Origin of the sequence: Streptomyces sp. NPDC058257 (assembly GCF_042881845.1) — a bacterium.
Taxonomy (GTDB): domain Bacteria; phylum Actinomycetota; class Actinomycetes; order Streptomycetales; family Streptomycetaceae; genus Streptomyces.
In genome coordinates this window covers 89,608-114,545 of the sequence record NZ_JBHVXJ010000027.1, presented here as the reverse complement: position 1 = coordinate 114,545, position 24,938 = coordinate 89,608, and the positions used below count along the sequence as shown (strand labels likewise).

The window sequence follows — 24,938 nt, the reverse complement described above, 5'->3', positions numbered from 1 at the left end:
GTGAGTGCTTCCGTTTCCTCTCGGTGGCCGCTGATCAGTGGCCACCGGGGCTCGTGAGGTTCTCGCGGATCTTGGCGATGGCGAACCCCCAGCCCTGCTGGACGGTCGGTTTGCCGGGTACCGCGATCTCCTCGGGGTTGGTGAGTACGTCCAGGAGGACAGGGCCCGGCGTGGCGAAGGCCCGGCCGACTCCCTCGGCGAGATCCTCGGCCCGGTTCACCCTGATGCCGGTGATGCCGATGGCCTCGGCGACCGCGGCGAAATCCGGGTTGTCGAGTTCGGTGCCGAACTCCGGCAGCCCCGCCTGCTCCTGCTCCAGCTTCACCATCCCGAGCCGCTGGTTGTCGAAGACGACGAGCTTCACCGGCAGCCGTCGGCTGCGGATGGTCATGAGGTCGCCCAGGAGCATCCCGAGACCGCCGTCGCCGCAGAAGGCGACGACCTGCCGGTCGGGATCCAGCAGCTGCGCGCCGATGGCCTGCGGCATCGCGTTGGCCATCGACCCGAGGTTGTACGAGCCGAGCAGGCGCCGGGAACCGCGCATCTCGACGAACCGCGAGAGCCACACGGTGGCCATCCCGGTGTCCGAGGTGAAGACGGCGTCATCGGCCGCCAGGGTGTCCACGGCGGCGGCCAGCGCTTCCGGGCGTACGAGGTGATCCCGGTTGTCGAAGGCGGAGCGCACCTTGCCGATGAGGCCGCGGTCGTGCCCGGGCGCGGCGAGCCGCTGCTGTCCCTCCTGCCATGTGATGAACTTCTTCCGCGCTCCGTCCAGATGGTCGCGCTCCGTGCGCCGCTCAAGACGATCGAGGAGCCCGCGCACTGTGGGACCGACGTCCGCGGCCAGGGCGACGTCGACCGGGACACGTCGGCCGATGTGCTCGGCGACCCGGTCGACCTGCACGACCTTCTTGCCCTGGGGATACCACTCGCGGTACGGAAAGTCGGTGCCGAGCAGCAGCAGGGTGTCGGCGTGGTCCATCGCGTGCGAGGCGGCCGGGTTGCCGATGAGCCCCGTCTGGCCGACCTGGTAGGGGTTGTCGCCCTCGAAGCCGTCCTTCGCCTTGAGCGTGAGCACCATGGGCGCCGCGAGGCGCTCCGCGAGGGCCAGGACGTCCTCGCGCGACCCGCGCGCCCCGCGGCCCACGAGCATGGTGACCTTGCCGCCGTCGGAGAGGGCCGCGGCGGCGTCGTCGAGCACCGGGTCGTCGGGCCGGTTGGCGGACTCGGCGACGGAGAGCCGGACCGGCCGGTCCTTCGGCAGTTCCTGGTCGCCGATGTCGCCGGGGATCGTCAGCACGGCCACGCCGCGGCGCCCGATCGCGTTGCGCACGGCGATCTCAAGGAGCCCGGGCATCTGCTCCGGGGAGGTGACGGTGGCGCGGAAGACCGCGACATCACGGAAGAGGAGGTCGTTGTCGACCTCCTGGAAGTAGTCGGTGCCCACCTCGGCGAGCGGCACCTGGCCGGCGATGGCGAGCACCGGCGTTCCGCTCTTGGCGGCGTCGTACAACCCGTTGAGCAGGTGCACGGAGCCCGGTCCGACCGTACCCATGCAGACGCCGAGGGTGTCCGTGAGCTGGGACTGGGCGCCGGCGGCGAAAGCCGCTGCCTCCTCGTGGCGGCAACTCACCCATTCGACGGAACCGCTGTCGCGGATGGCGTCGGTGAGGGGGTTCAGAGCATCCCCCACGACGCCGAAGGCATGGCGCACTCCGAGTTCTTCCAGGGCGTCGATCACGACGCGGGCAACAGTGCGGGCCATCAGGTGTTCCTCTCAACGGATCGGGGCGTGCGCTGTCCCATCGCGAAGGTGTCCGGATCCGCCGCCTGCCAGTCGGCGGCCCAGCTCCGGGGCGGTGCGGCGAGCAGTTCGCCGGGGGACAGCCACTCGTACAGTTCGGCGTAGGACCGGAACCGGCCGTGGTCCTCGCGGCGCCGCAGGAGATGCGGTCCGAGTTCCGCGGCGTCGCGGACGCCCATCGCGGCCATGATCTGCAACGCGCTGTGGACGGTGCTCTGCTGAAAGCGCGTGACGCGCTCGGCTTTGTCCACGACGTCCAGGGCGCGGGCGCGGTGCGGGTCCTGGGTGGTGACGCCGGTCGGGCAGTGGTTGGTGTGGCAGCGCTGGGCCTGGATACAGCCGACGGCGAACATCATCGCGCGGGCCGCGTTCGTGTAGTCGGCGCCCATGATGAGGCGCTTGACGATGTCGGAGCCCGTCGCCACCTTGCCGCTGGCTCCGATGCGGATACGTTCCCGCAGCCCCGTGCCCGTCAGGGCCGTGTGCACGGTGATGAGGCCCTCGGTGAGCGGCGTGCCGATGTGGTCGGCGAATTCCAGTGGTGCGGCGCCCGTGCCACCCTCCGCACCGTCCACCACGATGAAGTCGGGGGTGATCCCTTCCGCCACCATGGCCTTGCACACGGCGAGGAACTGGGTCCGTGACCCGGGGCACAGCTTGAAGCCCACCGGTTTGCCGTTCGCCAGTTCCCGCAGCCGGGCGAGGAAGCGGACGAGTTCGCGAGGCGTGGAGAAGGCGCGGTGGTACGGCGGTGAGACAACCGTCTCGCCCTCGGGTACACCCCGCACCGAAGCGATCTCGGCGTTGACCTTGCTGCCGGGGAGAACGCCTCCCATCCCCGGTTTCGCCCCCTGCGACAGCTTGAGCGACACGCAGCGCACGGCAGGATGTGCGGCCTTCTCGGCGAACTGCCGTGCGTCGAAGTCTCCGTCACGGGTACGGCAGCCGAAGTAGCCGGTGCCGATCTCCCAGACGAGGTCGCCGCCGGGCCGCAGATGGTAGTCGGACAGGCCGCCCTCGCCGGTGTCGTGCGCGAACCCGCCGCGTTCCGCGCCCGTGTTCAGCGCCACGATGGCGTTGGAGGAGAGGGCCCCGAAGCTCATCGCCGAGACGTTGAGGAGAGCCATGTCGTACGGCTGGGTGCAGTCGGGGCCGCCGACCCGGACGCGGGGCGGCTCGTCAGGCACTTTCGCCGGGGCCATGGACGGTACGAGAAACTCGTAGCCGCGTTCGTCCATGTCACGCTCACTGCCGAAGGGTTCCTCGGCGTCGACGCCCTTGGCCCGTTCGTAGACGATGCTGCGCGTGTCGCGGTCGTAGGGCCTGCCGTCGTAGTTGCGCTCCACGAAGTACTGCTGGAGCTCCGGGCGCAGCGTTTCCATGAGGAACCGCAGATGACCGAGCACGGGATAGTTCCGCAGTACGGAGTGCCGCCGCTGGGCCAGGTCGTACACCCCCGTCAGGGCGGCGGCCACGAGCAAGGCCCCGGCGAACCACCACCAGGGGGATACGAGGAGGGCAAGCAGTACACCGCCCACTGCACAGGCCGTCAGCAGGCCCACCATTGCGAAACGCGTCATGGGCCCCATCTGACCGGAATTCAGTCGGGCATACATGCGCACGGCTGACGCGTCGGCGGTCTACTCCAGGAATGCCGCGGTGGTCGCCACGAACCGGTCGGCGTCATCCAGCCAGGGATAGTGACCCGCCGCCGGTTGCACCACGAGAGTCGCATCGCAGAACAGCGCCGCGAATTCGGCCGTCTGCTGAGGAGGGCTGTTCACGTCGAACTCCCCGGTGAGCAGCAGGACGGGTGTCTCACAGTCCGCGAGGTCCGAACGAGTGGCCTCCGCGTCGAAGGCGCCCTCTGCCGCGAAGCCGGTGACCGCTGCCTCGTTGCTCGGCCGACTCGCCGCGTGATGCTGCCGGGCGGCGGTGTCCCACCGGCCGTAGAAGAAGGGGCTGATGGCCTCCCAGTCCGTGCCGGAGCCGTCGATTATCGCCTCCAGGGCGGCGAACGCCGGCGGGAACCACGGCTCGTTCCTGCGCGACAGCGCGAGCTCACGTCGCGTCTCACCGCTGACCGCCATGCCGACGGCCCGGGTCCCTGGGCCGATCAGGGCGAGCTTGCCGATGTTGCGTGGGTAGCGGGCCGCGTACTGCGTGGCGATGTTCGCACCACCGGAGTGACCGAGCAGGTCCATCCGGGGGAGTCCGAGGTGCTCGCGCAGGGCCTCGACGTCCTCGACGAGGCGGTCGCACCGGTAGGAGGAGGGGTCCTCGGGGATCGCGGACCGGCCGGTTCCGCGCGTGTCCAGGACGATCAGCCGCCGGTGCGCGGAGAGGCCGCCGAGGTCGCCGAGATAGCGGGAGTCCGCGGGGCCGCCGGGGACGCACACGACCGGGTCGCCTTCTCCGTACGGGTGGTAGGCGAGTTGGGTTCCGTCAGGTGCGGAGTAGGTGGGCATGACGCGGATCCTGACAGTCATAACCTAGTTATACAACCCGGTTATGGGGAGCGGGGTGCTGGACTGTATAACCGAGCCATGGCAGGTAAAGAGGACACTCACCGCAACTCCGGGGCGCTGACCGAGGAGCAGGCCGGGCGGATGCTTGCCGGCATGAACGAAGTCATCCGCGCCGGCGAGGAGATGCGGAAGCTGCGCGCGGAGATGATCAAGCTCTTCGCCGACTTCGGCTGGACGCAGGACAAGATCGCCGAGCTCGCGGACATGAGCCAGCCCGCCGTGTCCAAGCAGATGGCGAAGCACGTGCGGATGGCGAAGCAGCTGCAGCCGGGTGACCGGCCGCCCCCGATGAGGCTCCACCTCGATCAGCGGGACCTCCCATGGCTCGAAGGGCGTCTGTGGGGCCTTGCCGAGGAGGTATCCGAGGCCCTGGACGACAGTGCCCACTGCACCCGCTGCGTCAATGCCCTCGCGCGCGGCAAGAAGCGCTTCACCTCCCGGAACGTCGACGAGCTACGGCGTCTGCTCGAAGAGGACCTGAGGCGGCATCAGGCACAACTCCCGGGCGGCCACCGGGATGCGTACGACGAGATCAGCCGCGCTCTCGACATCTCCGCGAACGTCACCGCCACCGGCTCGGCCTCCGTGCGACGCGCCCTCGCCCATGAGATCCAGCGCGATCACCTCGGAAATCGACCCCGGGCATGAGGGGAAGGGAGGGAGGCGAGGACGCGGGTGAGCTGATCCGCCAGGCCCGACCAGGTCATCGTGGGCCGCGCGGGCGGACTCGACGTCTTCGCCTGCCCCGCCGGATCCGGCCGCCCGAACCGCTGGAGAGAGCGTCCGGTAGCCACTCCGGCTACTCAGGGCCTCGGTTGCCTGGCGGCATGCCCGGCGCCGGTGACAGACTGCGGCGATGATCGATGACCTTCCTGGTGGACTGACGGCGCGGCAGCTTGCCGAGGACGACCATCCGCGGGTGCTAGAGGTGCTGGACGCGTGGTGGGGTGGTCTGAAGGGGCAGGCGGGGGCGTTGGAACGTGCGCTGCTCCTGCCGCGGCTCTACTTCCAGCACTTCACCACCACCAGCTTTCTGATCGAACGCGACGGGGAACAGGTCGCGGCCTTCCTGGTCGGCTTCCTCTCGCAGACCGAACCCGACGCCGCCTACGTGCACTTCGTCGGTGTCGACCCGCAACTGCACGGGCAGGGCATCGGGCGCGCCCTGTACCGGGCCTTCTTCGCGCTGGCCCGATCGCACGGCCGCCGGTACGTGCACTGCGTCACCAGCCCGCAGAACACCGCGTCGCGGTCCTTCCACACCCGGCTCGGCTTCACGATCTCGTCCGTGAAGCCCAACTACGACGGTCCCGGACTGGACCGGGTGGCCTTCACCATCGACCTTGCCGCGCAGCCGGTCCATCCCACGTGATGCCCGGGAGCGCGAGCGCGAACGGCTAGTCGTACCCATCGTCTTCGCCGTCCGCGAGAGACCGGCCGAGGTAGTCCTTCAGGTCCCGCGCGACCCAGCGGCGGCTGTCGTCCTCGTGCTGCCATACGAAGATGTCGCCTCTCGGAGGCCTCCGGACGAAAGCGAACTGGTCGCCGCCTCCGTCGTCACCGAAGAAGAGCAGCGCGTCGAAAGGCATGTACAGGTCGGCGAAGGAACTGTCCGACCGGAAGAGGAGGTTGTCCTCGACGATCCGCTCCAGGGGCCAGACCGTATCCACGCCGTAGCGCCCCACCATGCCGTCGGTCTCGTAGAGCAGGCTCACGAGTTCTGACGGCAGTGGACACCCCAGTCGTCGCTCCGCAGCGGCCACGTCCGCCGCGTAGACCGGTGTGCTGAACTCGGCCTCCGGATACGCCAGGCCCGCGACCGCTCTCCACATGTGAGCAGCCTAGACAGGCCCGACGGCGCGATCTGAGGGGGCAGGGGGTGTTGGCGGCGGCGTGTCGGGTGGTGGTTAATGGTGTGCGTGGGGGATGTCTGTCTGTTTCCGTGTGTGCCGGTGCGTAGGGCGGGGAGTTGCCTGTGAGTGCTGAGTCGTCGGGGTCCGGTCAGCGGTTCGTCGGTCGTTGTGTGGTGGTGAGCGGGGGAGCCAACGGGATCGGCGCGGCGACGGCCCGGCGGCTTGCCGCGGAGGGGGCCGGGGTGGTGGTCGCCGATGTGGATGCCGAGGAGGGCGAGCGCACCGCACACTCCATCCGTCGGGACGGCGGGCGTGCGGTGTTCGCGGCGTGTGATGTGGCGGAAGAAGAGTCGTGGGCGCGGGCGGTGGCGGTCGCCCGCGCCCACTTCGGTCCGGTGACCGGGCTGCTCAGCAATGCCTACACGGTGCGTGGCGGCGCGGCCGACGTGATCGAACCGGCCGACTGGAACCGGCAGTTGTCGGTCATGCTGACCGGCGCGTTTCTCGGCGTACGAGCCTGCCTTGACGACCTGCGCGCCACACGAGGCGCGGTGGTCCTTGTCTCGTCGGTGCACGCCGTCATGGGGCTGCCCGGACGTCCCGCCTACGCGGCGGCGAAGGCGGGCCTGACCGGGCTGGCGCGCCAGCTCGCGGTGGAGTACGCACCCGGCGTACGGGTCAACGCGCTCCTGCCGGGACCCATCCTGACCCGGGCCTGGGACACCGTCGACGCGGACGATCGGGCCCGGAGCGTCGAGCAGACGCCCGCGGGTCGGCTCGGGCGCCCGGACGAGGTCGCGGCGAGTGCGGCTTTCCTGTTGAGCGATGAGGCGTCCTTCGTCACCGGGGCCAGTCTCGTCGTGGACGGCGGCTGGAGCGTGTACAAGACATCAGCCTGAGCCGACACCGACACCGATCCCGACCCCGACGCCGACGCCGACCCCGATCCCGACGTATCGAATCCCGCGTCTGCCGCGCCGCTCAAGGAGGTTCACCCGATGAAGATCACCCGTGTCGAGACATTCTCCGTACCGCCCCGCTGGCTGCTGTGCCGCGTGGAGACCGACGAGGGAGTGGTCGGCTGGGGCGAGCCGGTGGTCGAGGGGCGCGCGGCCACGGTCCGTGCTGCCGTCGGTGAGCTGGCCGAACTCCTCATCGGCAGGGACCCGTCGGGCATCGAGGACCACTGGCAGGTGATGACGAAGGGGTCCTTCTACCGGGGCGGCCCGGTCCTCTCCAGCGCGGTGGCCGGGCTCGACCAGGCGCTGTGGGACATCGCAGGCAAGCGGCTCGGCGTGCCGGTGCACGTGCTGCTCGGCGGGCCGGTCCGGGAGCGGGTACGCGCCTACAGCTGGGTGGGCGGTGATACCCCTGCCCACATCACCGACCACGTGACGGCCCAGGTCGAGGCGGGCTTCACCGCGGTCAAGATGAACGCGAGCGGCCGTATGAACCGGCTGGCCACCGTCGCCGACATCGACGAGATCGTCACCCGCGCCACCGCGGCGCGCGAAGTCCTCGGCCCCGAAAGGGACTTCGCGCTGGACTTCCACGGCCGCTTCCACGCCGCCAACGCCCGTCGGCTGCTACCTCACCTGGCCCCGCTCGCGCCCATGTTCGTAGAGGAACCGCTCCTGCCGGAGTACGGGCACCTGCTGCCCGAACTGGTCGCCTCCTCGCCCCTGCCGATCGCCACCGGCGAGCGCCTGTTCTCGCGGCAGGACGTACTGCCCGCCCTGCAGGCGGGCGTCGCGGTCCTGCAGCCCGATCTGTCCCACGCGGGCGGCATCTCCGAGGTCCGCCGCATCGCCTCGCTGGCCGAGACCTTCGACACCCTCATCGCGCCGCACTGCCCGCTGGGCCCCGTCTCGCTGGCGGCCAGCCTGCAGATCGCGGTCAGCGTGCCCAACTTCCTCATCCAGGAACAGTCGATCGGCATCCACTACAACACCGGCGCCGACGTCCTGTCCTACCTCGCCGATACCGAGGTGTTCCGCTTCCACCAGGGCCATCTGCTGCGCCCGAGCGGACCGGGCCTCGGCATCGACATCGACGAGAAGGCGGTACGAGCGGCCGACGACAGTCAGGCGGACTGGCACAACCCGGTGTGGCGGCACGAGGACGGTTCGTTCGCCGAATGGTGAGCGCTTTGGGGGCCTTCTGAGGCTCCCCGCAAGCTCCCCGCAAGCTCCCCGCGGGTCCCCGGGGACTCCCGGAAGGCTCCCCGAGCAGCCGCCGACCTTTCACAGGGGCAGGGCACGCTCGTTCACCACGTGCTTCATGACGAGCGTTGAGCTCAGCCGCTGCACGCCGGGCAGGGTGGCGAGCTTGTCGTCGTAGAGGCGCTGGAAGGCGGGCAGGTCCTTGCTGACGATGCGTACGAGATAGTCGGGATCCCCGAAGAGGCGCTCGGCCTGAAGGATCTCGGGGATCTCGGTGAGGGCGTGCTCGAAGGCGGCGACGGTGTCGCGGTCCTCCTGGCGCATGGTGACGAAGACCAGCGCCTCGAAGCTCAGCCCCACGGCGCCCGCGTCCAGGATCGCGCGGTAGCCGCGGATGGCCCCGCCGCGTTCGAGTTCGCGCAGCCGGCGATGGCAGGGCGAGAGGCTGAGCCGCACGCGGGCCGCCAGTTCCGTGACCGTCAGACGGCCGTCTTCCTGGAGCTCGGCAAGAATCTTCCGGTCCACATCATCCATGAGGAAGATCCTGCCACTGTGACTGCTCCAGCTGGCAATACTTGGAAACACCTTTGGGCATATCGCAACTAATCTCCTTCTCGGAACCTGTTTGAGAGGGAGAAAGTACGTCGTGGCTGTCAGCTCCATAACCGCCTTCTGGGCGGTCTCAGTCCTGCTCATCCTCGTGCCGGGGGCGGACTGGGCCTACGCGATCAACGCCGGGCTCCGTGACCGGTCCGTGGTGCCGGCCGTCAGCGGCCTTCTGCTCGGCTATCTGGCGCTGACCGCCGTGGTCGCCGCCGGGGTGGCGGCGGTCGTGGCGCGGACACCGTCCGTCCTCACCGCCCTGACCGTTCTCGGCGCCCTCTACCTGGTGTGGCTCGGCGCCACGACGTTGGCCCGGCCCGCGGTCGCCGGAACCGCGTCGCCGGACGCGGAGAGCGGGGCGGTGGGGGCCCGAGTTCTCAAGGGGGTGGGGATCAGCGGCCTCAACCCCAAGGCGCTCCTGCTCTTCCTTGCCCTGCTTCCGCAGTTCACCGCCCCGCACGGCAGCTGGCCCCTTGCGGCGCAGATCGGCACGCTCGGCCTGGTGCACACGCTCAGCTGCGCGGCGATCTACCTGTGCGTGGGCGTGCTGGCCCGCACCGTCCTGCGGGCGCGCCCCGCCGCCGCGCGCGCCGTCACCCGTATCTCGGGCGCCGCCATGATCGTGATCGGCGTACTGCTGCTCGCGGAACGCCTCGCGGCCTGAGGCGAGTGCATGACCAGGCGCGTACATGGCCTGAGACGAGCAGGTCACACGGCGTCCTGCTCACCCCGCCACTCGTGCGCGAGCAGGGACCAGACCTCCATGTCGTGGCGGACCCCTTTGTAAAGGGACTGCTCGCGCAGGGTGGCGTCCAGGTGCATTCCCATGCGCTGGGCGACGGCGCGGCTGCGGATGTTCCCGGCACTGTTCCACCACTCGATCCGATGCATGCCGCGCTCGCCGAAGGCGTACGCGATCAAGTGCCGGACCGATGCGCTGATCAGGCCGTGGCCCTCACCCGCGGGCTCGGCCCAGACACCGATCTCGCAGTTGCCGGTCTTGGCGTCGAACTGTACGAACATCACGCCGCCGATCAGCGTGCCGTCCCGCCAGATCCCGTAGATCCGTCCGGAGTCGGCGGCCTGCTTGTCCGCGTAGCTCTGGAGGGTGGCGCGGGCGGACTCCGGATCGGTGGAGCGGGAGGCCCACGGGATCCAGGGATCGGTCTTGGAACGGGCCCGGTCGATGTGGGCCAGGAACTCGGCGTCCTGCCAGGGCTCCAGCGTGCGGAGCTCGGCGTCGTCGGTCAGCGGTATGGCATACATGGCTGGTCCTATGCGGTTGTCCGGCTGGGCATGTGCGGTGTTCCGGCCCACGCCTCCAGGTGCGTAGCGCTCAGGTACACGCCACTCAGGTACGTAACGAACGTTGGGTATGTACTCTAACGGCTATGACGCCGCCAGCCCGTACCGACCACGACGCCCGCCGGACCGAGGTCTCCCAGGCGGTCTGGCGAGTGCTTGCCGCCCGTGGTTTCGGCGGGCTCACCCTGCGCGCGGTCGCCGCGGAGATGGACGCCACCACCGGTCTCCTCACGCATTACTTCCCCAGTAAGCGGGCTCTTCTGAGGCACGCTCTGGAGGTACTCGACCGACGCTCGGCCGACCGCCCGCGCCCGGCGGCTGAGCGGGCCGGGGACGCGTCGGGGACGGTGATGCTGCGGGCGACGCTGCTCGACATCCTCCCCCTGGACGACGAGAGCGCGGCGAGCAACCGGATCTGGGTGGCCTCCTGGGACGTGGCGCTCGCCGACCCGGATCTGGCCCAGGAGCACGCCGAGCGCTACCGCCGTGCGCGCGAGCGGATGGCCGGGCACATCGCGGACGCCAAGGAACTGGGCGAACTGCCGCTCGGCCCGCGGACCGAGGACACCGCGGCGGCCGCCCAGAGCTTCGTGCTGGGTCTTGTCGTCCAGGCGCTGTTCGCGCCCGGGGAGTTTCCTGCCGAGCGGCAGATCGCGCTGGTCGACGAGTACTTGGCGCGGCTGGGCACGGGGGGTGCCCAGGGGGAGCGAGCCGTGGGCGAAGCCGACCCGGTGGGTGGCCCCAGCACGGTCGGCTAGCGTGTCCGGATGGTCAATCGAGCCGATGGAGTGGGACGGCCTCAATGACCGCGAGCGGTACGACGACTGGACCTGGAGCAGCGGGGCCGGTCGGGGTCCCTGACCGGGCACGCCGACTGGAACGGTCTGTTCGAGGAGTTCGGGAAGCATCCGGCGCAGGCGAATCTCGCACCACCCGGGCGTCGCAGCGGCTGCGCCCCGCCGTATCTGACCCCCGAGGGCTGGTCCAAGCTCGAACGCACTCGCATGCCGCCCCCGCCCGCTTGACCGACGGCAACCGGCCGTCCGCCGCTACAACCAGTCGTGCTCACGCGCATAGCGCGCCGCGTCGTCGGGCTCTACGCCAGTACGGTGACCACGCCGGCCTCGCGCCGTCAGGCGCTCTTCCTCAAGCGGCTGCGCTCCACCCCGGCGAGCGACGCCGGCATCCTCTCCGGCCTCGTACTCCCGGTCACCGTCCTCGCGCTGGTCCAGGTGGCCGTGATCCTCGCCGTGCTTGCCGCGGTCGCGGGTGCGCCGGACAACGTGCTCCTTCTGACGGCGGCGGTCCTCTCCACGGTGATCATGATGCTCGGCCCCGGCCTTGCCACGGCGGGACCGACCAACTCTCCCGGGCACGCTCAGGTGACCACGCTGCCGTCAGTGTCATGCGGCAGACGATCGAACTGTTCGTGAAACGTGTGCCGCGACGCCTGTGAGGTCCGGCTCGATCTCCGGGCGCAGGACGAGTGCGTCGTCGTAGTCGCCGGTGTGCTCGTGGCGGTAGGGGAGTGGCGCGGTGTCCGGCAGCGCGCGGAGCCTCTCGCGCAGTTCGGCTGCGCGGGAGCGGTAGCCGTCGGCGTCGAGGCGGTCGGCGCCGTAGACGACGTACGGCGGGAGTGTGTCCATCCCCGTGTACCAGAAGGTGCCGTGCAGGAGCGGGAACAGCACTTCGTCCAGCTGTCCGTGGATCCCGCGTGCCCCGAAGCCCGACTCCCGCGCGCCGACGGTGGTGATGACCATGGCGCGTTTGCCCGCGAGGCCGCCGTCCCCGTAGCGCAGGGTTCGCCCCTGGTGGTCCTGGAGCCCGAAGGCGAAGCCCTGCACGAGCACCCGGTCGAACCATCCCTTGAGGATGGCGGGCGGCCCGAACCACCACAGCGGGAACTGGAACACCAGTGCATCGGCCCAGGCGATCTTCTCCTGCTCGACGGTGATGTCGTCCGTCAACTCGGCCGCGCTGTAAGCGTGTTCCTGTTCGGCGCCGACCAGGAGCCGGTCGGCCGTTTCGCGGCGGAAGTCGCCGGAGTCGACCACGGGCTTCCAGTCCATGGCGTAGAGATCGGACTCGCGGACCTCGTGCCCGAGGTCACGCAGTTCCTGTATCCCCTCGTCCCGCAGGGAGCCGTTGAGGGACTGCGGTTCGGGGTGTGCGAATACCCAAAGAATCTTCATGGCATCGATCCTCCGCCGCGGTCCGGCAGGGGACGAGTAGCCAGATGGCCAGGTAGTGCAAGGATCTGGCCAGCGTCAGCGTTGCGGGATGTCCTTGACGAACACGATGCCGTCGATGTCCGTCAAGTGCGCCGGGTCGAGCGGGGCGTAGCCGAACCAGGGGGATACGCGGGGCGCGGGCGGTATGCCGGGCAGGGCGGTGGCCAGCCTCGGGGCGTCGATGACATGGCGGTCCTCCGGGAGTGCGTACAGGAGTCCTTCGAGGGTGTCCGGCGGCGGCGTGTCCACCCCCTGGTGCCGGATCGTGCCGAGTGCCGTGGCCACGAAGGCGTACTCCTCGCCGAGCCGCGCGCTCACCAGCGCACCGGCGCTCCACCACTCCAGCGGCGTCCCGCCCATCCGCATCGAGCTCTTGGGCCGCTGGAGATGGGCGTTCTGGGCATGGACGAGTGCCGGGCCCCGTTCGGCGATGGCCAGGAGGTTGTGAGCCATCATCTGGTCCCGGGTGCCCGCGAGGCGGGTCATGCGGGCCGTCGAGGTGTCGGCCATCCAGTGGTGATAGCGCAGCAGGCCGGTGGCGGTACGCCCGTACAGGCGTGCCCGGTCCCAGCCGTCCCGCGAGGTCGTCGCCAGCAGGTGTGGCGTCTGCCGGTCGAGCAGCGCCACCAGATCGTCGGCGAGCAGCCGCAGTTGGCCGGCCTCGGGCGACTGCCCCGTGGACAGGGTCGGGTCCCACATCACGGCGGGATCGGTCCACCGGTCGTCGGCGCCGATCAGGCGGTCGAGGGTGTCCGCGGTGCAGGGGAGCAGATCGGCGTCGACGCGGGCCGCGAGGTAGCCGTGGAGTGCGGTGAGGGCCTGGCGGGGGCTCTCGGCGTGGGTCATCTCCAGCGGGCCGTCGAAACCGGCGAAGCGGAGCCGTTCGGACGCGGGCCTGCCCTGGTCGTCGGCGCGGACGTTGTGGGCGCGCATCCAGCGCACGAGCTCGCGGTTGGCCACGGAGGTGCCCCAGCCGTGGCTGATGCCCTGCTCCATGACCTCGTCGAGAGTGCCCGTACCCGAGGTGACGTACTCGTCGACAACCAAGCCCATCATGCAGTCGCTCTCGATCGCGATCGTCCGGTAGCCCTCCTGCTCGACGAGCTGCCGGAAGAGTTCGTTGCGCAGGTCGAGCAGAGCGTCTTCGCCGTGGGTGGGCTCGCCCAGGGCGAGCAGCCGGGGTCGCCGGTCCTGGAGCAGCCCCATGACCGTGGCGGCCTCGACGGCGTGGGCGGTGTCTTTGACGTCAGTAGCCATGCCTTAAACAGTATCGTTGAACCTCCTGTTGAAACTTTCCCTCGATACAGTGGGCTCTATGGGGAAAAACCTTCAAAGTGGTGACCGGCTGCGGCCGGTCGATCTCGCGCGTGGGCACGGTCTGTCCACGCAGGCGGTCAGGAACTACGAGGAGGCGGGCATCCTTCCGGTCGCCGCCCGAACACCCCACGGCTACCGCACCTATACCTCGCTGCACGCGGCGGCCCTGCGCACGTTTCTGGCGCTGATGCCCGGCCACGGCCACCAGACGGCGACATCGATCATGCGGGCCGTGAACGAGGGCGCGGTCGACGGGGCGTTCCGGCTCATCGACGAGAGCCACGCCCAGCTCCTCGACGACCGGCGGACCCTCCAGGCAGTGGAGAGCGCGCTCCGCGACCTGGAGCCCACCACGTGGTCGGAGTCCGGCGTCGGATCCGAACCCGGTGGCACGTTCATCGGGCCGCTGGCGGAGCAGCTCGGAATCCGGCCCGCGACGCTGCGCAAATGGGAGCGCGCGGGTCTGATGAGCCCGCGCCGAGACCCGCGGACCGGGTACCGCGTCTACGGCGAGGCCGACGTACGGGACGCCCGGCTCGCCCATCAGCTCAGGCGGGGCGGCTACCTCCTCGAACGGATTGCCCCGCTGATCGCCCAGGTGCGAGCGGCCGGCGGCCTTGAGCCGCTGGAGGCCGCACTGCGCGACTGGCACGGCCGCCTTTCCGCCCGCGGGCGGGCGATGCTGAACGGCGCCGCGGAGCTGGAGGCGTACCTCCGCAAGCGCGGATGAGACTTCGGTCGCCGGGCTGACCCGTTACGCCTATCGAGTGGCGTCTCACCCTCAAGGTGAGCGTCAGGGTGAGGGTTGGTGGGAGCGGATCGGATCGCGGGCGGCAGGAGCGGGCGCCCGTCTACCAGGTGACCGGCAACTGGTGGACCCCGTAGATGACGGCGTCGTACTTGAAGGGGATCTCCCCCAGGTCCGTGGCCACCCGCAGGGTGGGGATGTGTCGGAACAGGGTCGGGTAGATGACCTGGAGTTCCATCCGGGCCAGGGGCTGGCCGACGCAATGGTGCGTGCCCGTGCCGAAGGCCTGGTGCAGGCGGGCGTCACGGGTGATGTCGAGGCTGTCCGGGTCGGGGAAGACGGAGGGGTCCCGGTTGGCCAGCTCGCCGAGCAGGATCACGCCCTCGCCGGCGCGCATGGTCCGGCCCGCGATCTCGATGTCCTCCAGCGCGGTCGGCCTGGCGGTGCAGGCGGGCCTGCTTGGGCATGTTCCAGCCGAGTACGGCGGTGGGCCGTCCCGCCCGCGAGTAGCGGACGGCGAACCGGCGGTCCTGCTCGCTGCCTTCCACGGCGTAGACATGCGTCGATTCCCTGGCCGCCAGGTGCGGAGTGCGTGTGCCAGGGCGAGGGACGGCGTCACCATCTCCGCGGTTCAGCCGGTCGCGCGCGTGCTCTCCCGCACCGTCAGCTCGTACCCCGCGGTCAGCCGTGTGGGCGGTGCCATCGCGCCGGCGTCGATCCTGCGCAGCAGCGCGTCGACGGCCAGTTCCGCGATGCCCCGCTTGTCCGGGGCGACCGTGGTCAGGCTCGGCACGCTGTAGCGGGACTCCTCGACGTCGTCGAAGCCGACGACCGCCAAGTCGTGCGGGATGCGCAGGCCGTGCTCGTGCGCCACGCGCAGCGCGCCGGAGGCCAGCAGGTCGTTGAAGCAGAACACGGCGTCCGGCGGGTCGTCCAGCGTCAGGAGCGCGCGCATCGCGGTGGCTCCCTCGGCGCGGGTGAACGCCCGGGTGTCCGGAGCGAGTTGAGGATCGTGGGGGACACCCGCCGCGTGCAGCGCGGTCAGATAGCCGTGCATGCGCTGGACCGTCGTGGCGTGGGCGGGTGCCGAGGGCTGGCCGATGACGGCGACGCGGCGCCTGCCGAGGGACAGGAGGTGGTCGGTGGCCTCGCGTGCGGCCGCTGAGTTGTCGATCATGACGTGGTCGGCCGGGATCTCGTACGACTGCTCGCCCAGGAGCACCAGCGGTACGCGGCGTTCGCGGGCGGCGAGGACCTGCTCGTCGAGCCGGAGCGGGCTGAGCAGGACGCCGTCGATGAGCGGATCGCTGAGTCCGCAGGCGATGCGGAGTTCCTCGTCCGCGCTGCCACCGGTGCCCTCGATGAGCACGGTGCAGCCGCGCTTCTTCGCGGCCGCGATGACCTCGGCGGCCAGTTCGGCGAAGTACGGCGCCACGAGTTCGGGGACGGCGAGCGCGATGATGCCGCTGCGCCCGGTGCGCAAGTGGCGTGCCGAGGCATTGGGTTGGTAGTCGAGGTCGGCGATGGCGCGCAGGACGCGTTCGCGTGTCCGGTCGGCGACTCCGGCCTCGCCGCGGACGACGTTCGACACCGTCTTGATCGATACCCCGGCGCGCTCCGCGACGTCCTTCAGGCGGGTGCCTGCCACGGTTTTCTCCCTCCCCCGACAGCAGCAGCGTACGTCATGATTCAACGTTGTAATCGGCAGGGTCGATGTGGATCGGTCGAGTACGTGAACAGGTAATGCGTCCCTAGGTGTTGACGCCGTATTGCCAGCTGAGTACAACGTTGTAAACAAAGCGAGCGGCCAGCGGTGTCGTTGTCATCGCGGCGGCATTCCAACGTTGCATTTCGTATCAGCCTTGTCCGTCTTGTCTGTGCCGTTCCCCTTGTTCCCCTTGTTCGCCGTGGAAGGACGCATGCCCATGCGGGACCGCATACCGACCCCGTCGCCGCCCGCCCCGTCCCGCCGCCGTGTGCTGCGCACGGGGCTCGCGATCGGTGCGACCGGCGCCGCCGCGCTCACTGCCACGGGCTGCGGCAGCACCCTGGCGCAGGGGTTCACCGGCGGCGCGCCCTCACCGTCGCGGCTGAACTTCTGGAACCCGTTCACCGGCGGCGACGGCGAGCGGATGCTGGCCATGCAGGACGCCTACCGGTCGTCGCACCGCTCGACCGAGCTGAAATCCGCGACGTTCCTGTGGGGCAACCCGTACTACACGAAGCTCACCCTCTCCACCCTCGGCGACCGGCCGCCGCAGGTCGCGGTGGTCCACCTGTCGAAGCTGCCCACGCTCGCCGAGGCCGGCCTGCTCACCGAACTGCACACCGACGACCTGGCCCGGCACGGGCTTACCGAGGACAAGTTCGACGAACGGCCGTGGCGGAAGTCCCAGGTCGACGGGGTGCCGCACGCCGTGCCGCTCGACACGCATCCCTTCGTGCTCTTCTTCCGTACGGACATCGCGGAGAAGGCCGGGCTGCTCGACGGACAGGGAAAGCTGGTGGACGTGGACGGGCCCGACGCGTTCATCGACGCGCTGCGAGCGGCCAAGGAGGTGACCGGCGCCTGGGGCGGTTCCGTCGCCTCGGTGAAGGAGGCCTCGATGCAGTTCCGGCTGTTCTGGTCGTTCTACCGGCAGGTCGGCGGCGGGGACCTCGTCGCCGACCAGGGCAAGCGGGTCGTCATCGACACCGCCGCCGCGGCCGAGGCACTCGCGTACATCCGCCGCCTCAGCCAGGAGAAGGTGATCCCGGCGAACACCGACGGGAAGGGCGCCATCACGCTGCTGACCACGGGCAAGGCCGGATTCCTGATGGACGGCGTCTGGCAGGCACTCGCGGTCCAGTCGGCGAAGGTGAAGTTCGACATGCGGCCCCTGCCCCGCATCTTCAAGGACGCGCCCTACGCCTGTGCCGCCGACTCGCACGCCCTGGTACTGCCGAAGGCTCCCACCGAGAAGTCCCAACGCCTCGATCTCTCCCTGGGGTTCATCGCGTCGATGCTGCACTCCAGCAAGTTGTGGGCGGAGGGCGGCCATGTGCCGGCCTGGCTGCCGACGCAGCGTTCACGTGCGTACAAGGAGCTCGTGCCGCAGTCGCACTACGCCACCGCGGCCGACGGAGCGGTCTACGACCCGGCCGCCTGGTACGGCGGCGCGGGAAGCACCATGCAGAACGTGGTGGGTGAGGTGGTGAACACCGTGTTCACCGGTGACGCTAGCCCCACGGCGGGCGCCGCGCGCCTGCGCCGCGAGCTGCGCACCTTGGCGTCGCGCCCCGCTCCCGTGTGACCCGCTCCCCAACGGCCCGCCCGGCCCCTGGATGTTGCTCAAGACCCCCTGTTCCACCCTCCCTCGGATCCCGTACGCCTTGACCGAAAGGCCGAACCGTGGCCACGACGACCGCGAACTCCCCGATATCCAGCAGACGCGAACGCTGGGCAGGCCCGGGGATGCTGCTGCCCTTCGCCCTCTTCTACCTGGTGTTCCTGGTGGGGCCGCTGATCTACACGGTGGTCGCCGGGTTCTTCGACACCAGCCTGCTCAAAAGTGGCCTCGGTGAATTCGCGGGCCTTTCCAACTACAAGGCCGTGCTCGGCGACGCGGAGTTCTGGCGGACCCTGCGCAACACCCTGTGGTTCACGGTCCTGACGACCGTGCCGCTGGTGCTGATCAGCCTGGTCCTCGCCCTGCTCGCCGACCGGTTCGTGCGCGGCCGCTGGTTCTTCCGGTTCGCGTTCTTCGCGCCGTTCGTGCTGCCCTCCGCCGTCGTCTCGCTGCTCTTCATGTTCATCTACGCCGATCAGCTGGGCCTGGCCCAGGAGGCGGTGAAGTGGTTCGGCGTCGACACCCCGCCGTCGTGGCTCGGTGACCCGGACTGGGCGATGATCTCCATCGCGGCGGCCACGGTGTGGTGGACCGTCGGCTTCAACTTCGTGCTCTATCTGGCCGGTCTGCAGGACGTGCCGCGCGAGGTCCACGAGGCGGCCGCCATCGACGGGGCCGGGCCCTGGCAGCGCATCCGGCACGTGGTCGTGCCGATGCTGGGCCGTACGACGACCCTTGTGACGGTGTTGCAGGTCATCGCCTCGCTGAAGGTCTTCGACCAGATCTACATGATGACCAGCGGCGGCCCCGACGGCAGCACCCGTCCCTCGCTGCAGCTCATCTACGACACCGGGTTCGTCGAGGGCCGCGTGGGCTACGCGTCGACCGTGTCGCTCCTGCTGTTCGTGGTGATCCTGTTCGTCTCCCTCGTCTGGTTCGCCCTCGTACGCCGCGCCGAGAAGGAGAACTGACCATGACCGCGATCGCCACGCGACCGGAGACCGAGCGCCGCGGCACCCCCGCACCGCCCGCCCCCCGCCGCGACTCGGAGCGCCTGTTCAACCGGGTGGCCCTCGGCACGCTCATCGCCCTCGCGGTGCTGTGGCTCGTGCCGCTCGCGTGGGCCCTCGCCACGTCGGTACGGCCCGCCCAAGAGGTCGTCACCAACCCGACCGCGTGGTTCACCGCGCACCCGACCCTGGAGGCGTACGGGCAGATCTTCGACGCGGGCAAGCTGCCCTACTGGTACGCCAACAGCTTCATCACCTCGATCCTCACCACTGTCCTCACGGTGATCATGGCGTCCCTCGCCGCGTTCGCCCTGTCGCAGACCCGGTTCCGGGCGCGCCGGGCCGCGTTCGTGATGCTCCTCGCCGGGATCATGATCCCGGGGCAGGTCCTGATGATCCCGCAGTTCCTCGCGCTCCAGTCGGCGGGTCTTCTGAACACCTACTGGGGTGTCGTGCTGCCCCAAGTACCCAATGTGGTCGCCGTGTTCGTCTTCAAGCAGTTCTTCGACGGGATACCGCGGGAGCTGATCGACGCGGCGCGCGCGGACGGCGCGGGCTGGCTGCGCACCTACTGGCAGATCGTGATGCCGATCTCCCGGCCCGCCGTCTCCGCGGTCACGATCTTCGTGTTCGTGGGCGTCTGGAACAACTTCCTGTGGCCCCTGCTCGTGGTGACCGACCCGGAGATGATGACGCTGCCCGTCGGGCTCACCTCCGTCCAGGACGTGTTCGGCGTGCCCTACGCCCAGCTCATGGCCTCCGCCGTGCTCGGCGCGATCCCGCTGCTCGCCGTCTTCGCGCTGTTCCAGCGCCGCATCGTCGAGGGCATCGCCGGTACCGGTCTGAAGTAGCCCAGCTGAAGTAGCCCACCACATGCCCGATCTTCTGCCCGACCTGAAATCCGCACCATAGAGAGAGGCACCAGAACATGCCGCACACCGCACGGTTCGTCATCGACCCCGAGTTCAGCGTCGGCGACGTCGACCCGCGTCTGTACGGAACCTTCGTCGAGCACATGGGACGCTGCGTCTACACCGGCATCCACGACCCCGAGCACCCCACCGCCGACGCCGACGGATTCCGCGGAGACGTCGCGGAACTGGTACGCGAGCTGGGTACGGGCCTCGTGCGCTACCCCGGCGGCAACTTCGTCTCCGGCTACCACTGGGAAGACGGCGTCGGTCCTGTCGCCGATCGCCCGCGCAGGCTCGACCTGGCCTGGCGCTCCATCGAGACCAACCGCGTAGGAACCAACGAATTCCTCGGCTGGGCACGCCAGTTGGGCCTCGACCCGATGATGGCCGTCAACCTGGGGACGCGCGGTATCGACGCTGCCCGCGCCCTGGTCGAGTACTGCAACCACCCGGGCGGCACGGCCTGGTCGGACCTGCGCATCAAGCACGGCGTGACCGATCCGCACGGCGTGAAGCTGTGGTGCCTCGGCAACGAGATGGACGGTCCGTGGCAGACGGGCCACAAGTCGGCCACCGAGTACGGGCGGCTCGCGGCCGAGGCGGGCAAGGCGATGCGCCAGGTCGACCCCTCCATCGAGCTCGTCGCGTGCGGCAGCTCCAACTCGCGGATGCCGACGTTCGGCACTTGGGAGCGTGAGGTCCTCGAGCAGACCTACGACGAGGTCGACTACCTCTCCCTGCACGCCTATTACGAGGAGTTCGACGGCGACCGCGCCAGCTTCCTCGCCTCGGGCGCCCACATGGACCAGTACATCCGCGACGTGGTGTCGACCGCCGATCACGTACGGGCGGCGCGCGGAGCCAAGAAGCACATCAAACTCTCCTTCGACGAGTGGAACGTCTGGTACGCCGCCCGCTTCGTCGGTGAGCGCAACCTGGAGACCGCCGAGACGCCGCGCCTCATCGAGGACACGTACAGCGTGACCGACGCCGCCGTGGTCGGCTCGCTGCTCATCACGCTGTTGCGCAACGCCGACCGGGTCGCCATCGCCTGCCTCGCCCAGCTGGTCAACGTCATCGCACCCATCCGCACCGAGCCCGGCGGCGCCAGCTGGCGCCAGACCATCTTCCACCCCTTCGCCCAGGCGGCCCGGTTCGCCAACGGCCGCGTCCTGCGCACCGACGCCACCGGGCCCCGCATCGACACACCTCAGTACGGCGATGTCTCCACCCTCGACACCGTGGTGACGCACGACGAGGAGAGCGGCGCGATCACCGTTCTGGCCGTCAACCGTGACCAGGAACAGCCGTTGCGACTCGAGGCCGCGCTGCGCGGGGAGGCCGCCGGACACCGTGTCGTGGAGCACCTGGTCCTCGCCGACCAGGACCCCGACGCGGTCAACACCGAGGCCGAGCCGGACCGGGTCGTGCCGCGCCGCGCGTCCGGGACGCACATCACCGCCGAGGGCGCGCTCACGGCCGAACTGCCGCCGGTCTCCTGGAACGTGATCCGTCTCGCGCCTCAAGGGGGCTGAGTCCGCCGGAGGTTCGACCTGTTCCGTCCTGCGCACACCCACACCCACACCCACAACCACATCCACACCCACACCGCAGAGTCAGGAGAGGCCCATGTCAGCGCACCATCCCGCACGACCACGTCTCCTCCGCCCCACCGTCCTGTTCCCCGTGCTGCTCGCTTTTCTGGCGGCACTGTTCGTCTCGCAGGCAGGGTCGTCGGCCGACGCCGCGACCGGCACCCTGCTGCGTGACGGCACCGGCCTGTACCCGCGCGCCGTCAGACTCGCCCACAGCGGCGACGCCAACGGCCGGGTCCTGGCCTCCGTGGTCACGTTCTCCGGGAACAACGGGCTCGGCGCCATTCACGAGAGCACGGACGGCGGCGCGTCGTTCCGTGAAGTCGGAACGGTGCGCGACCCCGAGGCCGCGGGCGGGCAGGGACTGTGCTGCTCGACGCTGTACGAACTCCCGCAGCGTGTGGGCGACATGCCCGCGGGAACGCTGCTGTGGGCCGCCTCCGTCGGCCAGGACGAGGCGAACCGGCGTATGGCTCTGCGGGTCTTCAAGAGCAATGACGTGGGCCGCAGCTGGAGCTACCTGTCCACGATCGCCACCGCGTCGAACGACAAGGGGCTGTGGGAGCCGGAGTTCTCCGTCGACGCCTCCGGGCGCCTCGTCGCGCACTACTCCGACGAGACCGATGGCACCCACAGCCAGAAGCTGGTGGCCGCCCGCACCGCGAACGGAGTGAACTGGACGGGCCACCACGACACCGTCGCCAGCACGCTCGCCTCGGACCGGCCCGGCATGGCGGTGGTGCGCAAGATGGGTGACGGGACCTACTTCATGTCGTTCGGGATCTGCGCGGCCGCGGGACAGTTCCAGTGCGTCGTGCACTACCGCACCTCGTCCGACGGATGGAACTGGGGCGCTGTCACCTCCCTGGGTATCCGCCCGGAGACCGCCGACGGCAAGTACTTCAAGCACGCGCCGAACCTGGCGTGGGCGCCCGAGGCGGGCAACCCCAAGGGCAGGCTCTTCCTCGTCGGCCAGGTCATGTACAACCGCGACGGCAGCAAGGCGGCCGCAAGCGGGCGCACCGTCTGGGTCAACAGCGCGGGCGGCGCCGGAAAGTGGCGGGAGATCCCCGCGCCGGTCGCCGTCGAGTCGACGACCATCGACTACTGCCCCAACTACAGCTCGAGCCTCCTGCCGTCGGCGGACGGCAACAGGCTCCTCGAAATCGCCACGGACTGGTCCGGCTCGGTCTGCAAGCCGTACTTCGCCACCGGGTCGGTGCCCGCGGCCTGAGCGCGCGACGCCGGCCGGGGTGCTGCCCGATCCGGCCGGCGTCGGCGGGCCCTGCTCATGGAGACGAACGAGCGGTGCCTCCCGGGTTCCTGGTTGCAGCCACATGGGGGAGCCCGCAGCGAGCCTTCGATGCCCGGACGCCGGCAGCGGCTACCGAGGGATCATGACCTACGACCCTCTCGACGAGATGTTCCGGCGGATCGACCTGACGCAGGCCATGGAGGCGCGATTCGGCACCAGCCGAACGTGGCCGCTGCACTTGCGTGCCGCCCACGCCCAACTCGAGCAACTGCGCAGGCTGCTGGGTGACACCCACTACGAGGCGTTCACGGTGAGCGCCCTCGAAGCCGTCCGACGTCGCGCGGAGGGTCAAGACCCCAGGGACCTGCACGGCCAGTACCTCGGTCGAGAGCTGATCAAGCAAGAACGGACCTTCGGTGAGGACGAGGCGCAAGTCGCGTGGGGCATCGCCTTCGGGCTCTCCGTCCTCCTCGACGACGACCAGTACGAGCAGGCCATCACTGCCGCGGCAGCGGCCTGCGGGAACAGCGCCGCCGACCTCTCGGGAGCCGGCGCCTGAGCCGCGCGGCGCCCCTCGACGCGAGGAGAGGCCGCCACGCCCTGGGCGACCGTCAGCGCCTCCCGGCCCCCAGGGCCACTGGCGCTACGCCGGGTCGATCAACACAATGGGCGCATGACCAAGCCTGCATCCGCGCCGAACGCAGAGCAGTTTCAGGCTGTCGCCGATGCGCTCAGACGGGCGATGGCGCCTGGCATGCAGCGGTACGGCTCCGGTTCCGAGGCGGGTGCCGAGGCCGGTTCCGGTTCCGAGGCCGAGTACGAGTACGAGTCAAACCCAAGGCCGCTCATCGCCGAGCTAGGCTCCTGCCACTGCCTGTGCGGCACCCACCCCGAGTTCCCCGGAGCGTGCAGCGGCCACGCCGAACCAGGGCTCACCGTCGTCTGCGACGCGCCCACCGTCGGCCCGCAGCAGGTGCCGTTGTGCCGCAACTGCCACGACGTCCGCATGGGCCTCGCCCCCCAAAACGAATCCGACGTGGAAGCGGTCACCGACACCTGCACCTGCCACTGCCAGGCCAATCACCCCGGCCGCCCCGGCATCTGCGAAGCCGCATCCGAGGACGGGACGACGATCGGCGGCGAACCGGCCTGCCTCGAATGCGCGGGTGCCACCGGCACCGGCCGAGGTCGGCCGGACGGGGCAGGGCTCTGACCCCGCCACCGTCGGCCTGGCGTCGACTTCTCCACATGCGACGCTCCCCGATCACCCCCCCCGCACACCGTGGATGTGGGCGCCCTTACTCAGCGTCGGGCGGTGGCGCCGGGCTTCGGCCCGGTTTCCGAGCCGAAGCCTCAGTAGCTCAGTGCCTCACTTGTTGACCAGAGTCCGGTCGAGGAGGGGGAGCAGGCGGTCCCAGTGGCGTCGCAGCGCGGCGGGGTTGAACGCGTCGGTGTCGGACATGGTGAAACCGTGGATGGTGTCGGGGTAGATCTCGATGGAGTGGCCGACACCTGTGGCGTCCAGGGCCTGGTCGAGTTCGCTGATGGCTTCGGGCGTCAGGTCGCCCTCGGCGAGGCCGAGGTGGACCTGGGCGGTGAGCTTCGGGACGAGGCGGTGCGGGCTGTCGGGTGCGTCGGTGACCAGGAAGCCGGGGTGGAATCCGGCGATGGCGGCCACTTGATCCGGGTGGGCCGTCGCCGTGCGCATCGCCAGGGCGGCGCCGAGGCAGTAGCCGATCACACCGACCGGTCCCGCGCCGACCTCGGGCTGGGCGGTGAGGAACCTGAGATAGGCGTCGGCGTCACGCAGGACGCGTTCCGTGGTGTGCGCCTGGACCAGGGGCATCAGCTGGGCGAAGACCGCGGGCCTGATCTCCTCCCCGATGTGCTCGGGGAGTTCGATCACCGGTGCCGGGCCGTGCCGGTAGTAGAGGTTGGGGACGAGCACGTAGTAACCGTGCTCGGCCAGTTCGCGGGCCTTCTCCTCCAACTCGGGCCGCAGGCCGAAGGCGTCCGGGTACAGCAGCACTCCCGGAAGGCGCTCGTCACGGTCGGGGAAAGCGGCGAAAGCGTCGGCCTGACCGTCGGTGGTGGGAATCTGCAGTGACTTGGTGGGCAAGTTGTTCCTCCTTGGGCTGGTGCCAGTCCACAGCCCTACCGGGGTTGAGGTCAATTGGAGACCCATCGGCGTGATCGCCACCCCGCGGGGACTCGGCCTCATCGACGAACAGGCCATCGAGGCACAGACGCCACCGGATCCGATCGGCCCGGCACACTCCCGACA

The 24,938-nt window shown here is 69.8% G+C and carries 25 protein-coding genes and 1 pseudogene; 15 read left to right on the top strand and 11 right to left on the bottom strand.

The window, feature by feature from the left end; all coding sequences use genetic code 11:
- Positions 1-34 precede the first annotated feature (34 nt).
- Genes ACFVXC_RS38620 through ACFVXC_RS38610 form a run of 3 tightly spaced genes read right to left on the bottom strand, consistent with a single transcriptional unit; the run spans position 35 to position 4,272 of the window.
- Positions 35-1,765 carry a thiamine pyrophosphate-dependent enzyme gene (locus tag ACFVXC_RS38620; RefSeq protein WP_389915659.1) on the bottom strand — a complete coding sequence of 577 codons (1,731 nt, stop codon included), beginning with the start codon at positions 1,763-1,765 and terminating at the stop codon, positions 35-37.
- The gene (locus ACFVXC_RS38615; RefSeq protein ID WP_389915657.1) at positions 1,765-3,384 is read right to left on the bottom strand and encodes an FMN-binding glutamate synthase family protein; all 1,620 of its coding nucleotides are present in this window, start codon (positions 3,382-3,384) and stop codon (positions 1,765-1,767) included. Before ACFVXC_RS38615 ends, ACFVXC_RS38620 begins: the two co-directional genes overlap by 1 nt.
- Before the next feature lie 60 nt (positions 3,385-3,444).
- On the bottom strand, positions 3,445-4,272 hold the full coding sequence (locus ACFVXC_RS38610) for an alpha/beta fold hydrolase (RefSeq protein ID WP_389915696.1): 828 nt from the start codon (positions 4,270-4,272) through the stop codon (positions 3,445-3,447).
- Positions 4,273-4,350: 78 nt separating this feature from the next.
- Between ACFVXC_RS38610 and ACFVXC_RS38605 the strand changes: the two genes are divergently transcribed.
- Positions 4,351-4,980 carry a sigma-70 family RNA polymerase sigma factor gene (locus ACFVXC_RS38605; protein WP_389915655.1) on the top strand — a complete coding sequence of 210 codons (630 nt, stop codon included), beginning with the start codon at positions 4,351-4,353 and terminating at the stop codon, positions 4,978-4,980.
- 208 nt (positions 4,981-5,188) lie between these two features.
- Positions 5,189-5,704, top strand: a complete 516-nt coding sequence (locus ACFVXC_RS38600) for a GNAT family N-acetyltransferase (RefSeq protein WP_389915652.1) — start codon at positions 5,189-5,191, stop codon at positions 5,702-5,704.
- A gap of 25 nt (positions 5,705-5,729) precedes the next feature.
- Here ACFVXC_RS38600 and ACFVXC_RS38595 read toward each other — a convergent pair whose 3' ends face one another.
- Positions 5,730-6,164 (bottom strand): SMI1/KNR4 family protein, encoded by a 435-nt coding sequence (locus ACFVXC_RS38595; protein WP_389915649.1) that lies wholly within the window; start codon positions 6,162-6,164, stop codon positions 5,730-5,732.
- 143 nt (positions 6,165-6,307) lie between these two features.
- On the opposite strand from ACFVXC_RS38595, the gene ACFVXC_RS38590 reads away from it, so the two are divergent.
- Complete coding sequence (locus ACFVXC_RS38590) at positions 6,308-7,084, top strand: SDR family NAD(P)-dependent oxidoreductase (protein ID WP_389915646.1); 777 nt, start codon at positions 6,308-6,310, stop codon at positions 7,082-7,084.
- A gap of 99 nt (positions 7,085-7,183) precedes the next feature.
- Positions 7,184-8,329: a galactonate dehydratase gene (dgoD, locus tag ACFVXC_RS38585; protein WP_389915643.1), complete on the top strand. Its 1,146-nt coding sequence runs from the start codon at positions 7,184-7,186 to the stop codon at positions 8,327-8,329.
- 99 nt (positions 8,330-8,428) lie between these two features.
- Here dgoD and ACFVXC_RS38580 read toward each other — a convergent pair whose 3' ends face one another.
- The gene (locus tag ACFVXC_RS38580) at positions 8,429-8,881 is read right to left on the bottom strand and encodes an Lrp/AsnC family transcriptional regulator (RefSeq protein WP_389915640.1); all 453 of its coding nucleotides are present in this window, start codon (positions 8,879-8,881) and stop codon (positions 8,429-8,431) included.
- Between the two features lie 112 nt (positions 8,882-8,993).
- On the opposite strand from ACFVXC_RS38580, the gene ACFVXC_RS38575 reads away from it, so the two are divergent.
- Positions 8,994-9,614 carry a LysE family translocator gene (locus ACFVXC_RS38575; protein ID WP_389915637.1) on the top strand — a complete coding sequence of 207 codons (621 nt, stop codon included), beginning with the start codon at positions 8,994-8,996 and terminating at the stop codon, positions 9,612-9,614.
- Between the two features lie 44 nt (positions 9,615-9,658).
- On the opposite strand, the gene ACFVXC_RS38570 is transcribed toward ACFVXC_RS38575, so the two are convergent.
- Positions 9,659-10,216 carry a GNAT family N-acetyltransferase gene (locus tag ACFVXC_RS38570; RefSeq protein WP_389915634.1) on the bottom strand — a complete coding sequence of 186 codons (558 nt, stop codon included), beginning with the start codon at positions 10,214-10,216 and terminating at the stop codon, positions 9,659-9,661.
- A 125-nt stretch (positions 10,217-10,341) separates the two neighbouring features.
- On the opposite strand from ACFVXC_RS38570, the gene ACFVXC_RS38565 reads away from it, so the two are divergent.
- Positions 10,342-11,013 carry a TetR/AcrR family transcriptional regulator gene (locus ACFVXC_RS38565; RefSeq protein WP_389915631.1) on the top strand — a complete coding sequence of 224 codons (672 nt, stop codon included), beginning with the start codon at positions 10,342-10,344 and terminating at the stop codon, positions 11,011-11,013.
- A gap of 303 nt (positions 11,014-11,316) precedes the next feature.
- On the top strand, positions 11,317-11,688 hold the full coding sequence (locus ACFVXC_RS38560; protein WP_389915628.1) for a hypothetical protein: 372 nt from the start codon (positions 11,317-11,319) through the stop codon (positions 11,686-11,688).
- On the opposite strand, the gene ACFVXC_RS38555 is transcribed toward ACFVXC_RS38560, so the two are convergent.
- On the bottom strand, positions 11,659-12,447 hold the full coding sequence (locus tag ACFVXC_RS38555; RefSeq protein WP_389915625.1) for an NAD(P)H-dependent oxidoreductase: 789 nt from the start codon (positions 12,445-12,447) through the stop codon (positions 11,659-11,661). The two genes, ACFVXC_RS38560 and ACFVXC_RS38555, sit on opposite strands and share 30 nt — an antisense overlap.
- A 75-nt stretch (positions 12,448-12,522) precedes the next feature.
- Positions 12,523-13,743, bottom strand: a complete 1,221-nt coding sequence (locus ACFVXC_RS38550) for an erythromycin esterase family protein (RefSeq protein ID WP_389915622.1) — start codon at positions 13,741-13,743, stop codon at positions 12,523-12,525.
- Positions 13,744-13,801: 58 nt separating this feature from the next.
- Here ACFVXC_RS38550 and ACFVXC_RS38545 point away from each other — a divergent pair, with 58 nt between their 5' ends.
- Positions 13,802-14,533: a TioE family transcriptional regulator gene (locus ACFVXC_RS38545; protein ID WP_389915619.1), complete on the top strand. Its 732-nt coding sequence runs from the start codon at positions 13,802-13,804 to the stop codon at positions 14,531-14,533.
- A 121-nt stretch (positions 14,534-14,654) separates the two neighbouring features.
- On the opposite strand, the pseudogene ACFVXC_RS38540 reads toward ACFVXC_RS38545, so the two are convergent.
- Together ACFVXC_RS38540 and ACFVXC_RS38535 are read right to left on the bottom strand one after the other, a co-directional pair.
- Positions 14,655-14,990: pseudogene (locus tag ACFVXC_RS38540) on the bottom strand (cytochrome P450); the annotation flags it as partial.
- 192 nt (positions 14,991-15,182) lie between these two features.
- Positions 15,183-16,199 carry a LacI family DNA-binding transcriptional regulator gene (locus tag ACFVXC_RS38535; RefSeq protein WP_389915616.1) on the bottom strand — a complete coding sequence of 339 codons (1,017 nt, stop codon included), beginning with the start codon at positions 16,197-16,199 and terminating at the stop codon, positions 15,183-15,185.
- A 277-nt stretch (positions 16,200-16,476) separates the two neighbouring features.
- Between ACFVXC_RS38535 and ACFVXC_RS38530 the strand changes: the two genes are divergently transcribed.
- From ACFVXC_RS38530 to ACFVXC_RS38500, 7 genes are all read left to right on the top strand, one after another.
- Positions 16,477-17,844 (top strand): extracellular solute-binding protein, encoded by a 1,368-nt coding sequence (locus tag ACFVXC_RS38530; protein WP_389915613.1) that lies wholly within the window; start codon positions 16,477-16,479, stop codon positions 17,842-17,844.
- 98 nt (positions 17,845-17,942) lie between these two features.
- The gene (locus ACFVXC_RS38525) at positions 17,943-18,851 is read left to right on the top strand and encodes a carbohydrate ABC transporter permease (protein ID WP_389915610.1); all 909 of its coding nucleotides are present in this window, start codon (positions 17,943-17,945) and stop codon (positions 18,849-18,851) included.
- A gap of 2 nt (positions 18,852-18,853) precedes the next feature.
- Entirely contained in the window at positions 18,854-19,741 is an 888-nt protein-coding gene (locus tag ACFVXC_RS38520; RefSeq protein ID WP_389915607.1) for a carbohydrate ABC transporter permease, read from the top strand.
- Between the two features lie 77 nt (positions 19,742-19,818).
- Positions 19,819-21,339: an alpha-N-arabinofuranosidase gene (locus ACFVXC_RS38515; protein WP_389915604.1), complete on the top strand. Its 1,521-nt coding sequence runs from the start codon at positions 19,819-19,821 to the stop codon at positions 21,337-21,339.
- A 94-nt stretch (positions 21,340-21,433) separates the two neighbouring features.
- On the top strand, positions 21,434-22,633 hold the full coding sequence (locus tag ACFVXC_RS38510) for a sialidase family protein (protein ID WP_389915601.1): 1,200 nt from the start codon (positions 21,434-21,436) through the stop codon (positions 22,631-22,633).
- Between the two features lie 163 nt (positions 22,634-22,796).
- Positions 22,797-23,213, top strand: coding sequence for a hypothetical protein (locus tag ACFVXC_RS38505; RefSeq protein ID WP_389915598.1), 417 nt, complete (start codon positions 22,797-22,799; stop codon positions 23,211-23,213).
- A gap of 114 nt (positions 23,214-23,327) precedes the next feature.
- Positions 23,328-23,867, top strand: a complete 540-nt coding sequence (locus ACFVXC_RS38500) for a hypothetical protein (protein ID WP_389915596.1) — start codon at positions 23,328-23,330, stop codon at positions 23,865-23,867.
- A 156-nt stretch (positions 23,868-24,023) separates the two neighbouring features.
- On the opposite strand, the gene ACFVXC_RS38495 is transcribed toward ACFVXC_RS38500, so the two are convergent.
- Positions 24,024-24,773, bottom strand: coding sequence for a dienelactone hydrolase family protein (locus ACFVXC_RS38495; protein WP_389915594.1), 750 nt, complete (start codon positions 24,771-24,773; stop codon positions 24,024-24,026).
- Positions 24,774-24,938 lie beyond the last annotated feature (165 nt).